The 13,092-nt window shown below is 58.0% G+C and carries 11 protein-coding genes; 4 read left to right on the forward strand and 7 right to left on the reverse strand.

Annotated features, from left to right (window positions below):
• From PKO02S_RS01725 to PKO02S_RS01745, 5 genes are all read right to left on the reverse strand, one after another.
• Positions 1-548 (reverse strand): response regulator (locus PKO02S_RS01725; RefSeq protein ID WP_127579363.1); only part of this gene is annotated, 548 nt, incomplete at its 3' end.
• Positions 549-555: 7 nt separating this feature from the next.
• Positions 556-1,371, reverse strand: a complete 816-nt coding sequence (locus PKO02S_RS01730) for a CheR family methyltransferase (RefSeq protein WP_127579364.1) — start codon at positions 1,369-1,371, stop codon at positions 556-558.
• A 74-nt stretch (positions 1,372-1,445) separates the two neighbouring features.
• Complete coding sequence (locus PKO02S_RS01735) at positions 1,446-3,593, reverse strand: methyl-accepting chemotaxis protein (protein ID WP_174819867.1); 2,148 nt, start codon at positions 3,591-3,593, stop codon at positions 1,446-1,448.
• 18 nt (positions 3,594-3,611) lie between these two features.
• On the reverse strand, positions 3,612-4,151 hold the full coding sequence (locus PKO02S_RS01740) for a chemotaxis protein CheW (protein ID WP_127579365.1): 540 nt from the start codon (positions 4,149-4,151) through the stop codon (positions 3,612-3,614).
• 16 nt (positions 4,152-4,167) lie between these two features.
• On the reverse strand, positions 4,168-6,369 hold the full coding sequence (locus PKO02S_RS01745) for a chemotaxis protein CheA (protein ID WP_164821241.1): 2,202 nt from the start codon (positions 6,367-6,369) through the stop codon (positions 4,168-4,170).
• 432 nt (positions 6,370-6,801) lie between these two features.
• Here PKO02S_RS01745 and PKO02S_RS01750 point away from each other — a divergent pair, with 432 nt between their 5' ends.
• The 3 genes from PKO02S_RS01750 (at position 6,802) to PKO02S_RS01760 (ending at position 9,491) form a co-directional block, all read left to right on the forward strand.
• Positions 6,802-7,827 (forward strand): Gfo/Idh/MocA family protein, encoded by a 1,026-nt coding sequence (locus PKO02S_RS01750; RefSeq protein ID WP_127579367.1) that lies wholly within the window; start codon positions 6,802-6,804, stop codon positions 7,825-7,827.
• On the forward strand, positions 7,827-8,765 hold the full coding sequence (locus PKO02S_RS01755; protein WP_164821242.1) for a phosphotransferase family protein: 939 nt from the start codon (positions 7,827-7,829) through the stop codon (positions 8,763-8,765). Before PKO02S_RS01750 ends, PKO02S_RS01755 begins: the two co-directional genes overlap by 1 nt.
• Before the next feature lie 213 nt (positions 8,766-8,978).
• A complete protein-coding gene (locus PKO02S_RS01760) occupies positions 8,979-9,491 on the forward strand; it encodes a C40 family peptidase (RefSeq protein WP_127579369.1) in 513 nt (170 codons plus the stop codon).
• Positions 9,492-9,643: 152 nt separating this feature from the next.
• Here PKO02S_RS01760 and PKO02S_RS01765 read toward each other — a convergent pair whose 3' ends face one another.
• Entirely contained in the window at positions 9,644-10,189 is a 546-nt protein-coding gene (locus tag PKO02S_RS01765) for a GDYXXLXY domain-containing protein (protein ID WP_246066788.1), read from the reverse strand.
• 3 nt (positions 10,190-10,192) lie between these two features.
• Positions 10,193-11,410, reverse strand: coding sequence for a DUF2157 domain-containing protein (locus PKO02S_RS01770; RefSeq protein ID WP_127579370.1), 1,218 nt, complete (start codon positions 11,408-11,410; stop codon positions 10,193-10,195).
• A 197-nt stretch (positions 11,411-11,607) separates the two neighbouring features.
• Between PKO02S_RS01770 and PKO02S_RS01775 the strand changes: the two genes are divergently transcribed.
• Positions 11,608-13,092, forward strand: a complete 1,485-nt coding sequence (locus tag PKO02S_RS01775; protein WP_127579371.1) for a spore germination protein — start codon at positions 11,608-11,610, stop codon at positions 13,090-13,092.

The following is a 13,092-nucleotide window of genomic DNA, read 5'->3' on the forward strand; positions in this document are numbered from 1 at the left end:
GCTCCGGGTCCCTGCCTCGCTGACCCCGTCCCCTCCTGGGCGCCCGAAGTCCCCTGTGCACCCGATCTCCCCACCCCGCCTCCCGCGCCTTCCATGGCTCGGCCATCCACGACACCGCCGGCATCACCCCCCTGCCGTTCGAATCCGACTCGGGCGTGCACCGCCATTTTCACCTTGGCCGCCACCTCCGCCTGGAACTGCTCAAGCTGCCGCTGCCGCCCGGGAGCCGGCTTCACGACGTACTCCACCGCCCCCGCGTTCAGCGCATCCAGCACCGCCCGGTTCACCGCGCTCACGACGATGACCGGAATCGGATATTGCGGCAGCAGCCGGCGTATGAATTCGATCCCGTTCATGCGGGGCATCTCGATGTCACAGGTCATCACATCCGGCGCGAGCTCCAGCAGCTTGTCTCGGGCATCGAACGGATCCACCGCCGTCCCTACCACCTCAATCGCCGGGTCCGCTTCCAGCCCTCTCGCCAGAAACTCCCGGTACAGCGCCGAATCGTCCACGACCAGCACTCTGATTTTCCCCCGTCTTCCCATCGCTCCCTCACCCCTTCCTGTAGATGGCCGGCTGCACGTACTTGAACGGCGATTCTTCCCGGTGAATGGACTCCGAATGGCCGATGAATAGGTAGCCCCCCTCCTCCAGCGCATCATAAAACTTGAGAATCAACTCCCTTTTCGTAACCGAATCGAAGTAGATCATGACATTGCGGCAAAAAACAAGATGGAATTTGCGTTTGAACGGAAATACGGGATCCACCAGATTCAGCATGCGGAAAATGCAGTCCCGTCGAATTTTGTCCACGACCACCGAATGCTCCTCGTCCCACGACTGGAAGTAGCGCATTCGCCACGGCGTCGGCAGCGCCTTCAGGCTCTCGTTCGGGTACACTCCACGCTCCGCCGTCTCCAGCACCTTCCGCGAAATGTCCGTCGCCAGCACCTGCGAATCCCAGCCCCCTTTCTCCAGCGCAAAAAAATCGTGCAATATCATCGCGATCGTATACGGCTCCTCGCCTGTCGAACAGCCCGCGCTCCAGATGCGCAAATCGCGGTCCCGGATCTGCGACTTCCAGTAGGGCAGCGCCGTCTCCCGCATGAAATGAAAATGAGGCTGCTCCCGCATAAAAAACGTGTGATTGGTCGTGATTTTCTCAAGCAGCGTATAGGCGGGCTCTCCTGTCCGGTCCTGCTGGAGGTATTGCAAGTACGCCTTGAAGGAGGGCAGACCGAGCTCATGCAGCACAGGAGACAGCCGTCCGGCTACCAGCCCTTGTTTGTCTCCCTTCAGCAGAATGCCATAATGTTTGTGTATATGAGCCGCCAGTTGGGTAAATTCGCTGTCCGTAATCGGAATCAAAACCGCTGCTCCTTCCCGCCGTTTGCATGCGAAGAGGGACCCCACCTGATCGCAGACTCCCTCCGCATAACCGCTTAGTATTTGCCAAAATCACGCTCGCCGAGCGAAATGCGCTTCTTGTTGCCCAGCGTGCCCGACGGTCCTGCCGAGCCTGATCCCGATGAACCCGGGTACTTCGACTCCGCTCTCCCTGACGGTTCAGCAGCCCCAGGCCTGCCGAGCCCGCCCGGCGCGCCTGACATCCCCGACATCCCTGACATGCCATGCATGCCCGATATCACGGACCCGCCGCCGGTCGGAGCACCGCCCGTATGCTTGAGCCGGAAGCGGCCGACCATCTCCTTCAGCATCTCCGCCTGGCCGGACAGCTCCTCGCTCGCCGCCGCGCTCTCCTCCGACGTCGCCGAGTTCGTCTGCGTCACGTCGGAGATAATGCCGATGCCCTGGTTGATCTGCACGATGCCGGTCGCCTGCTCGCTGGACGCGGTGGCGATCTCGCCGACAAGGTCGGCGGCCTTCGCCACGTCCTCGACGATCTTGTTCAGCGCGCCGGCCGTCTCGTTGGCGATGCGCGTGCCGCCTTCGACTTTGCGGATCGAGCCTTCGATCAGCGCCGCCGTCTCCTTGGCCGCATTCGCCGACCGGGCGGCGAGATTGCGCACTTCTTCGGCCACGACGGCAAAGCCTTTGCCGTGCTGGCCGGCTCGAGCCGCTTCCACAGCCGCGTTCAGCGCAAGAATATTCGTCTGGAACGCGATTTCATCAATGACCTTAATAATCTTGGAAATATTGCCGGACGACTCGTTGATGTCGTCCATGGCCTTCAGCATTTGCTGCATCTGCTCGTTGCCCTGCACGGCGTTCATCTTCGCTTTTCCCGCCAGCCCGCTCGCTTCAACAGCGCTCTGTGCATTCTGCTTCGTCTGCGCGCCGATCTGCTCGAGCGAGGCGGTCAGCTGCTGGACCGAGCTTGCCTGCTCGGTCGCGCCCTGCGAGAGCAGCTGCGCCGAGCTCGACACTTGCATCGCGCCGGCAGCAACCTGATGCGCCGCATTGTTAATGTCGTTAAGCAGCTCGTTGAACGACTGGAGCACATGGCTGAGCGAGCTCTTGATCGGGGCAAAATCGCCCTGATAGCTGCTGCGGAGTTCGACGTCCATATTGCCGCGCGCCATTTCGCCCATAACCTCGGTTATCTCTTGCACATAAGTGGACAAGGTGCCGATCGTGTTGTTCAAAGCATGTTTGATTTTCGCATGATCGCCCTTGTAATCGCCCTTCACCGTCATCTGCAGGCTGCCGCTCGCCATTTCCTCCAGCACGCCGGCCGCTTCCTGGATCGGCTCGAGAATCGCGTCGACCAGGCCGTTCAGCCCGCCGATCAAACTCGCCCAATCGCCCGTAAACCGGTGCACATCGCCGCGCTCCTGCAGCCTGCCTTCCTGCGACGCTCGAATCAGCTTGTTGATCTCCAGGTTGATCTCCTTCAGGTTGGAGCGCAACTGCTCGACGTTGTCGTTAATGAATGCCTTCTTGCCCGGAAACTTTTCCAGCGGCGCCTCGAAGTTGCCCCGCGCGAATTCGGCTACAGCCGCCATCGCTTTCTTTTTCACCGCAATATGGCCCTTCACCATGTCGTTCACACCTTGCGCCACAACGCGGTAAGCCCCCTCGAACTTGTCGGTCCGGAGGAAGACGTCGATGTCGCCGGCATCATGCTCGTCGGACATCCGATTCATCTCGGCTAGCAGCTCGCGGATCGTATCGAGGATCTGCTTCAGCCCGAGCGCCAGCTCGTCTTTCTCCGACTTCACGGTCACTTGAACGGTCATGTCCCCCTTAGCGATGCGGGACGCCTCCGCCGCCTGCTGCCGCATGCTCCCCGCAATCTCCTCGATCGCAGCCGCCAGTTGGACCACTTCCCCGCCGCCCCGTCTGTCATGGCCATTGGCTCCCAGCCCCAGCTCGACGTCCAGGTTACCGGTCGCCAGCGCCCCAGCCAGCGCCTGAATGCGTCTAAGCGGCGTCGTTATCGTGCGGGTCACCCCCCAACCGAGCAAAACTGCCAGCACCAGCCCCCCGGCCAGCACCTCCGCCGCCCCCAGCAACCCTTCGCCCGACTTCCCGCTCCAGTACCCCATCGCAAACCCAAGCGCCACCAGGAGGAAAAATCCGCCCAGCAGCTTCACGCCCACTTTCATCCCATACAGCCGCTTCCACATCCCGCCAAACCTCCCGCCTTAATTAGTCGTCCAATCCTCCAGCTCGTTCTCGTTCACGATTTGCTCGCAGTCGAGCAGCAGCTTCACTTCCCCCGCCACCTTGCCTACGCCTTTGAAAAACTTGTTCTTCCCTTTGTTTACCGCCGGCGGAGGAACGATCTCGAGGTCCGAAATCGAGAGCACCTCCGAGACGCTGTCCACGATCAACCCGATGGACAAGTCGGACACGTCGATGACGATGATGCAGGTACGGTCGTTGTAGGCCTTGTACGCCTTGGCGAACCGCAGACGCACGTCCATCACGGGGATGATTTGGCCCCGCAAATTGATAATGCCTTTGATATAGTCCGGCAGCTCCGGCACTTCCGTAATCGGCTGCAAGCCTATAATTTCGGTGACGAAACGGATCTCGATACCGTACGCCTCCTTGCCCAGAGCGAATGTCAAATATTTGCCTTTCTGGGTATCCTCCTCTAGCTCTGCGACCAATCGATCCCGGTCTCGCTCGCGGTTGCGATCGCGATCGCGATCTCGCTCACGCTCGCTGCTGTTGCTCATTCGTCCGTCCCCTCCTTTAGCGTTCATCAGCCGCTGCACCGATGGCTTGAATTAACCCGGCCACATCGAGAATGAGGCTGATAGGACCGTCTCCGATCAGCGTGCAGCCCGCCAGTCCGCGGATTTTCCTGCGCCGTTTGATGTAGTCGGGCAGCGCCTTCACGACCACCTGACGCTCCCCAAGCAGCTCGTCGGCGAACAGGCACAGCAGCTGCTCCTTGTCCTCCACCATGACGACGATCCCTTCGTCCAGCGTCTTGGCGGCCTTCTTCCCTTGGAAATACGCGTCGAGCCTCAAGATCGGGCAGCACTGTCCGCGCACCATGACCATCTCGTTGCCGTCCGGGTCGTGGATCCGGTCCTTCTCCGACGGGCGAAAAGACTGCTTGATGACCGCTGTCGGGATCGTATACCACGCCTCCCCGACTCGGATGATCATTCCGTCGATGATCGCCAGCGTCAGCGGGATTCTGATCGTAACCGCCGTCCCTTCGCCTTCCCGGCTGTCCACAGCTACCGAGCCGCCGATCATCTCGATGTTCTTCGTGACGACGTCCATGCCGACGCCTCTTCCCGAAAATTCGGAGACGTTATCCTTCGTCGAGAACCCGGGGTGGAAAATCAAATGGTGAATTTCCCTCTCCGTCATTTCCTCCGCGGGTTTGCGAAGGATGCGGTTTTCCTCCGCCTTGCGGAGCAGCTTCGCCTTATTCAACCCCCGACCGTCGTCGCGGACGATAATCAGCACGTCGCTGCCGGCATGGTTGGCTTCCAGCGTGACGGTGCCTGCTGCGGGTTTGCCGGCGGCCAGTCGTTCGGCGGGCGGCTCGATGCCATGATCGATCGAGTTGCGCACGAGATGCATGATCGGATCGGAGATACGCTCCATGATCGTTTTGTCGACCTCGGTTGCTTCACCGAACATCTCGAGGCGGATGTCTTTGTCCAGCTTCTTGCCCATGTCCCGTACGATGCGCTGCATCTTGTGAAACGTCGCCGTAAGCGGCACCATCCGTACAGACATGACAATGTCCTGCACTTCCTTCGTAATTTTGCGCAGGTGGCGCGCCGCCTTGTGAAACTGTTCCAGCTCAAGCCCGTCCAGCTCGTTGTTCTGCGTCACCATCGCCTCTGCGATGACCATCTCGCCGACGAGGTCCATCAGCTTGTCGAGTTTGCCGACGTTTACGCTGATGATGCTGGGGGAGGCGGTTGCGGTTGGTTGTGTCGTTTGCTGTAGCGCCATGGGTTCGGGTGTAGATGGTGTAGGTGTGGATGGTGTAGGTGTAGAAGATGTAGGTGTAGATGCGTCGGGCGTAGGGGATGTTTGGCGAGTATTTGAAGCTTCCAGTGAATCGATTGGGTCTGTTGAGGTGTCATGGAGAACTGCGATTGCGGTGGTCTGCATAGCGGCGACGGGGCTTGGCTGCGACTGTTGCGGCTGCAACGGCTGCTCGGGAAGCTCCGTCAGCACCAGGCGGCTCAGGAACAGCGTCTCCATGAAATGCGTCTGTACTTCCTCATAGCTTTTGTCCGTCTGCAGCTCGACCTGGAACCCCTGCTCCTGAATCTCCATTGCGGCATTTTCATTTTCTAATATATCGTCCGGGGTATACGTAAAATCTTGCGTCAAGCTCTGCAGCCGATGCACGACGTTGTAGGCGCGGATGTTCTCCATCTGGCAATCCTCTTCGAAAAATACGACGGCTTTGTACTGCTTGTTCTTCTGTATCTGCATCGGTTGCTGCTTCTGCTGCTCAGGCTGGTGCTGGTGCCCGGTTCCCGGCGGATCGGCGGTCAAATCAACCTCATTTTTCAGCGCCGCCAGAAATTTCCTTAGCCTCTGCAGCGCCAGCGTCGTGTCGCCGTCCGCCTTCTGCCCGTCTCTGAGCTTATCCAGCTCCGCTTTCATATAGTCGACACAGTCCAGCACCAGATCCGATAGCTTCGAAGCATCGAGTCGTCCGGGCTGCTCCGCGCGCAAATAGCCGAAAATGTCCTCCATCGAATGCGCCAGCCCCGCGATCGCCGAGAAGCCCATCATCGCCGACGACCCTTTGATCGTATGCATGATGCGGAAAATCTCATGGACCGCTGCAGCCGTGAACCGCTTCGATTTCTCGCCGGCCATGACCAACTGCTCGAGCTGCTCGGTCAGCTGCCCCATCTCGAAAACGTACATCTCCATATACGAATCTTGCATCGATTGGCCCGACATGTCACTTTCACCTTCTCCCATTCTACGAACCTATCGTCCTAGCTGTTACTTCCTATCATATGAGAAAAGTCTCCCTTCACTTGTATCTTTTGCCTGCATCGTTCGCCTATTTCCGGCCCTCAGGCAATCTGCAGCGAAAATACCGCCCATCGTATAGCCGTACAATGGATCGACGAGCGCGGGGAGGTGCTATGGGTCAACCGGCTATCCGGCATGGCTCTGGTCGGCTTCCCCTGTATGGGGCTGGCGCACTTTGGTTTTGAGGGGGCGCTGCAGGATGGCGAATGGTAAGTTGGGCGAGCTAAAAATAAATGAAGTCCGTTTTACCGACTAACTCGACTCTTCCCCCTCGCGCCAAAGGCTATACGAGTTCTCTTCGCCCATGTAAAATGGAAACAGAACCCAATCCATCGGAGGAGTGTGGACAAACAGATGCACCGATTCCAGATTGTTATCGTAGGCTGCGGCCAAATGGCGAACGCTTGGGTGAACTATGCAATTGCGCGGCCTGATGCAGCCATTGTGGCGCTGGTCGATATACGCAGAGAGAGCGCGCAAGCGATGGCGGACAAACACGGCTTGAGTTGCGGGATCTATACCGACCTCGCCAGCGCCTTGCAAGAAACCACGGCGAACCTCGTCTTCGACATCACGATCCCCGCCGTTCATCGTGAGGTCGTGCTGACCGCGCTGTCGCATAGCTGCGATGTGCTCGGCGAGAAGCCAATGGCCCCCTCCATGGAAGAAGCGAAGCTCATGGTAGACGCGGCGGTCCGTTCGGGACGGATGTACGCGGTCATGCAAAACCGCCGATTCCTCCAGCCGATTCGCGCCTACAAGCATATTCTCGAATCGGGAACGATCGGGAAGCTCGGTTTTCTTACCGCGCAGTTCTTCGTCGGTCCCCGGTTTGGCGGATTCCGCGACGCTATGGACAGCCCGCTCCTGCTCGACATGGCGATCCACACCTTCGACCAAGCCCGCTTCCTGATCGGAGCGGATCCGGTGTCAGTCTACTGCCACGAGTTCAATCCGGCAGGCTCCTGGTATCAAGGCCGGGCAGCGGCCGCTTGCATTTTCGAGTTCGGCGACGGAATCGTATTCACGTTCAACGGAAGCTGGGCCGCGCAAGGTGTGCCCACTTCATGGGATGCCGAATGGCGGGCGATCGGAAGTCACGGCACCGCGATCTGGGATGGGAACCACGCGCCTTATGCCGAAGTCGTCGTCCCCGAGACCGATGCGGCGAAAAGCTTTATCGCTCCGACCAAACGTACCGAAGCGGAATTCCAGTGGGGCGACCGGCAAGAACGACATGACGGCTGTCTGGACGAGATGTTCGCCGCTCTAATCGAAGGCCGAGACGCGGAGACGGTATGCACCGACAACATCAAGAGCATGGCGATGGTCTATGGAGCACTGGAAAGCGCCCGCATCGGGCAAAAAGTGCAGCTCTGATGCATACGACAGCAGCCCTGATTTTGAACGAGCTGAAATCCCGAATCCCCTCCCTCTCCGACACCGATCATATCGAACAAGTAACCAAAGGCTTCTCGTTCGACGCGAAATATTTTCTCAGCAAACCCGGCTCCAGCATTCCAACCTATGTGCTAAGGACGGCCCCGATCGAGCAAGCGGAAAAGAAGCGACATGAATTCGAGCTCGTAGGCCGTGTCTACGAGCTCGGCGTCGCCACATCCAAGCCCGTCTCATGCGGTAAGATCGACACTCTGCAAATTTGCTATATGCTGCTCGGCTATGTGCAAGGAGAGGATGCTTCCGATGTACTGCCCGACCTCACAGAGGACGAGCAGTACCAAGTAGGCTGGCAAGCAGGGTGCGAGCTGAAGCGCATGCATGAATTGCCGGCACCTCCCAGGCTCGACAATTGGCACGACCGCAGGCTGGCCAAACATCGCCGCCAATTCGAAGCCTACCGCCAGTGCGGGGTCAAGCTGCCCGAGGAGGAGGCCATCGTCGCCTTCATTGAGGCCAACAGCGAGGCGATGCAAGGCCGACCGGACCGGTTCCAGCACGACGATTTCCATCCCGCCAACTTGCTCGTTCAACATCGAGCCTACTCGGGGGTGATTGATTTTAACCGCTATGATTGGGGCGATCCATATCACGATTTTCTTAAAATCGCTTATTTCAGCCGGGAAGCCAGTATTCCGTTCTGCATAGGCCAAATCCAAGGCTACTTTGACGGAGAACCGTCGGAGGAGTTTTGGCGGCTCTACACGCTATATTCCGCTCTCATCATGTTCGGCACCGTCACTTGGACCCTCCAGGTCATCCCTGACCACTTAGACTCCATGCTCGAACGGATCCGGACCGTACTGAGCGATCATCGCGGATTGGAATCCCTCATTCCTACATGGTACAAGCCTAGATAAACCTAAAGAAACCAGCCGTCTCCCGCGGGATTCGGTTGGTTTTTCGTTTGTCAAGCTGAAGCCGCTGGATAATTCTCATGATTTTCTCATAAAAGCAGCTCATCCCAAGCGGGCAAACGAATCCGGCGATCCCAGGTACATGCTGGAAATATTATTTGTGCTATGGTAGTTATGGGCACAGCGCCCACCATCATACACAACCGGGAGGACATCATGAATCTTACAACTACCAAGAAGAGCCGCCTCGGCAAAGTGCTAGTGGGACTGACACTCAGTCTATCCATCGCCTTTTCCGGAGCTACCTTGATTGCTCCGCGAGCCGCACAAGCCGAGACGATCTCCACTTCGTCGGTCGCAAGCAACGTCATTGCAACCGGCAAACGATATATGGGCGTCCGCTACCAATTCGGAGCCAAGTCCGGCATCACCAGTGCCTTCGACTGCTCCTCGTTTACGCAGTACGTATTCAAGCGCAACGGCATCAGCCTGCCCCGCTCCTCGCGCGACCAGGCCAAGGTGGGCCGTTATGTACCGAAGAGCCAGCTGCAGCCGGGCGACCTCGTTTTCTCCGACACGAACCGTGACGGCAAAATCAACCACGTGTCGATCTACATCGGCAACGGGAAGCTCCTGCACACGTATCGCAAAGGCATCGGCGTCACGATCTCCAACTTCAAAGGCAGCACATGGGACAAAACTTATGTTACCGCACGCCGCGTGATCTAATACGACAGCATAAACAACAGGCTGCCGGGACCCTTCGGTCCTGGCAGCCTGTTGTCGAATTACTTTACCGTTTTGATATTGCGGATGGTCGCCCAACCAACTCCCATCCCTTGCTATATCTCCATTATAGACGAAAAACGATACGATATCTATCACTCCAGCCCGACTATCCGCGATTGCCCCCAGGAAGCGACTTTCACCTGCACGATCAGATCGCCGGCGCGCTGTTCGAGCTCCTTGCCCGTGCCTTCCGGAATGTAGTACCGCTCCAGCCCGTACTTCACGACGATCGCCTCGTTCCAGCTGTAATCGACGCGGCCCTTCAGCACCGCTTCGCCTTCGCCGACACTCGGCTTATCTCCATAAATCCCTGCGGCGCTATGCACACCATTCCCGCCTGGCTTCACAACCACATAGACGACGTCGCCCTGCTCCGGCTGCTCGCCGCCGCCCTTCCACAGCTCCGGCTTCAACCGGCTGATCTCATACTGCAACGTCACGTAGTCGCCGTACAACAAATCCCGAGGGTCTACCGGCACGGTCTGCAGCCGAATTTCTTTGCCCCACCAGCCGACCGCATAGTAGGAGCCGGCCAGACCGAGCAGGAACAGCATCTGCGCAAGAACCAGCGCCAACAGCAATCCGGGCCGCCGATTCCGCTTCTTGCCGGTTGGAATTTCTTTGTCCGCCATCGCCATCGCTTATCCCTCCTCCGTTTCATCGAGAAAGCGCCGTCTCCGCCGGTTGAGCAGCCAACTGAGCATGAGCAGCAGCACCCCGCCGAGGATGAAAAAGAGCGATTTGTCCATAAACGCCCAAGTCAGCTTGCCGTAGGCAATCATCGTAGAGAACAGGAACAGCACCGTGCCGAAATTGATCTTGAACCGCCATTCTTCGGCATACCCGCGCCACAAGACATACAGCGAGAACAGGAACAGCAGCACCAGGGCGACGACATCCGCCCCGCTCGAGAAGTAGGCCACCGGCAAAAACAGCAGCCACTCCAAAGCGCTGATCTCCCGTCTATCCTTCCATTTGCCGTACACAGAGATGGCGAACAACACGAGCACTACCGGAATGTAGTACATCGCATTCGCGCGCACATGCTCCTCCAGATAGCTGCTTTCCCGCTCGTTCACGAAAAGCACCAGGAACACGCCGATCAAATAGGCAGCGACCAGCGCAGGCGTCTGCAGCGAGGCTAGCCGTTCCCGGCGCTGCAGCCAGTCGCCCGCGGCGTACAACGCCATGGCGGGGACGAGCACCCACATCAGAGCCCATTCCTTCAACGCGACCAGTAGAACCGTCTGGAACAAAATACTCAACCCGAGCAGCCCGGTCAGGAGCGAATCGGACCGCTTATACAAGTAAGCGCCGAGCCCGACCGTCATCAGCACCGCCCCCGTATAGCTGAACGCCTGGAAGTTCGAGACGCTGTATACCTGAGCGGTATGGAAAATAGCCAGCGTCAGCAGGAACAAGTATCGGCTCGGGTACAGGAACGTCAACAGCAACCCCGCTATCGCCCACACCAGGAAGGAAGCGGAATTGCCAGCTACAAAATGGAACGTTTGCCCGATCAGCACGATCCCTCCGCCGAAAGCGAGCAAGCCGATCCCCATCACGGCGATCCCCAGCTTGTCGTGACCGCGGCGCAGCAGCCGCTCCCCGGCCAAATACAACCCCGCCATGACCGCCAGGATGAGCAGCAGCCGCCATAACGGCGAAATCGTTTGCCAGTTCGCGGCGATAAAGCTGAGCAACCCGAGCCCGACAAGCACACTGCCTAAAACCGGCAGAACGCCGATCGCGTGCTGCTTGTCCGGATACAGACTCAATAGCTTCGTATACTGCTCCCGCGTGACGATATTTTGCTCCACCCAGCGCGAGCCTTCGCGCTCCAACCATTTTCTCGACATGGGGAACCCTCCCTCATGAATTCAAATTGCAATGCCTGCAGCCTCTTCACGGCAAATCATATCATTATAGACGCAGTTCCACAAAAGGATGTTGCGATCCGGTGTATGATTTGGGCGTGAAAAGCTCACATTTAGGATAAGCATGAACAGGTAAATTAACCAAAAACGCTCCAAACTTCACTCGGAGGACAACACCTATGTTCCAGCACCTGCTCCGGTTGATCACCGCCGTGGTCCATAAGCGTAAAGCCCCCTCCGATACGAAAGCCGTGCTCAATGGGCCGCCGACGCTGGATGTCGTTCAGCAGCAATTCCAGGACTGCGCCGATCTGTGCCATCGGGCCTTTCCCGAGCTGAAGGTGGATTTGCTGTTTTTCAACCATCTCATCTCCAAGGAAGATTTGACGCGGGATGTGATCGTTCCGCTCACGCATGTGGAGCCCCACGAGCTGCCGCAAATGTTCGCCCGGACTCAATACGTCCAGGTCGATACTTGCGAGGCGGCCGTCAAAAAAATATTGGAAGGCCAAGTGGCCCTCTTTCATAAGGGGACCGCCTACTTAGCCAACATCTACAACCCGGAAACCCGTTCGGTCCAACAGTCTGAAACCGAGACGGTCATCGTCGGCCCTCATGATGCCTTCGTAGAATCGGCGGAATCCAACCTTTCCTTAATCCGGAGAAAGCTCAGAAGCCCCCAACTGAAGGTTATCAAGCTGGAGGTCGGCGAAGTGGCGAAAACGGTCGTCTGCCTCTGTTACATAGAGGGGCTCGTCAATCAAGAAAATGTGACCGAGCTCGTGTCCCGCATCCAAAATATCGAAGTCGATTGCATCATCGACGGCAACATGCTCGTTCAGCATATCGATGACTCCCCCAATGCCATCTTTCCCCTGTTCGCTACGACCGAACGGGTCGATACGATCGTGTCCCGGCTAGTCGCAGGGCGCATCGCCGGCATCGTGGACGGCAGCCCGTCCGCGTTCGCGGCACCGTCCGCCTTTTTCGATTTTTTCACATCGCCGGACGATTACTACCAGCGTTGGCCGCTCGCGACCGCTACTCGACTGCTGCGATTCGTCGCGTTTGTCGTGACGCTCACGTTCACTTCCCTCTATGTAGCGGTCACGACGTTCCACTACGAGATGATCCCGGAGTCCTTGTTAATCACATTAACCGAATCCAGAAGCCGGGTTCCGTTTCCTCCTCTCTATGAAGCGTTGATGATGGAGACGACGATCGAGCTGCTGCGGGAAGCCGGGGCGCGCCTGCCGACCAAGATCGGCCAAACGATCGGCATCGTAGGCGGTATCGTAATCGGCCAAGCGGCCGTCCAAGCGGGGATCACCAGCAATATTCTGATCATTGCCGTAGCTTCGTCCGCCATCGCCTCCTTCGTGATTCCCAGCTACGTGATGAGCGCGTCCATCCGCTTGATCCGGTTCGGCATCATCATTCTGGCCGGCATCCTGGGCAATTTCGGTCTGATGCTTGGCGTCGCTTGGGTCATTATCCATCTGTCAGGGCTCACTAGCTTGAACACTTCGTATTTGACGCCCGTAGCGCCCGTCCGCTTCAATGACTGGAGGGATGTATTTATTCGCGGCCCGTTCTGGGCGTTCAAGAACCGCCCGCTTATTTCCCGGTCACCGAACCAGGTACGGAACAAAATGAAAAAATAG

The organism is Paenibacillus koleovorans NBRC 103111 (genome assembly GCF_004000845.1).
Lineage (GTDB): Bacteria > Bacillota > Bacilli > Paenibacillales > NBRC-103111 > Paenibacillus_AA > Paenibacillus_AA koleovorans.

Coding starts and splice junctions, on each gene's coding strand:
- PKO02S_RS01735 (WP_174819867.1), bottom strand. CDS start 3,593: ATGTGGAAGCGGCTGTATGGGATGAAAGTGGGCGTGAAGCTGCTGGGC.
- PKO02S_RS01740 (WP_127579365.1), bottom strand. CDS start 4,151: ATGAGCAACAGCAGCGAGCGTGAGCGAGATCGCGATCGCGATCGCAAC.
- PKO02S_RS01745 (WP_164821241.1), bottom strand. CDS start 6,369: ATGTCGGGCCAATCGATGCAAGATTCGTATATGGAGATGTACGTTTTC.
- PKO02S_RS01750 (WP_127579367.1), top strand. CDS start 6,802: ATGCACCGATTCCAGATTGTTATCGTAGGCTGCGGCCAAATGGCGAAC.
- PKO02S_RS01755 (WP_164821242.1), top strand. CDS start 7,827: ATGCATACGACAGCAGCCCTGATTTTGAACGAGCTGAAATCCCGAATC.
- PKO02S_RS01760 (WP_127579369.1), top strand. CDS start 8,979: ATGAATCTTACAACTACCAAGAAGAGCCGCCTCGGCAAAGTGCTAGTG.
- PKO02S_RS01765 (WP_246066788.1), bottom strand. CDS start 10,189: ATGGCGATGGCGGACAAAGAAATTCCAACCGGCAAGAAGCGGAATCGG.
- PKO02S_RS01770 (WP_127579370.1), bottom strand. CDS start 11,410: ATGTCGAGAAAATGGTTGGAGCGCGAAGGCTCGCGCTGGGTGGAGCAA.
- PKO02S_RS01775 (WP_127579371.1), top strand. CDS start 11,608: ATGTTCCAGCACCTGCTCCGGTTGATCACCGCCGTGGTCCATAAGCGT.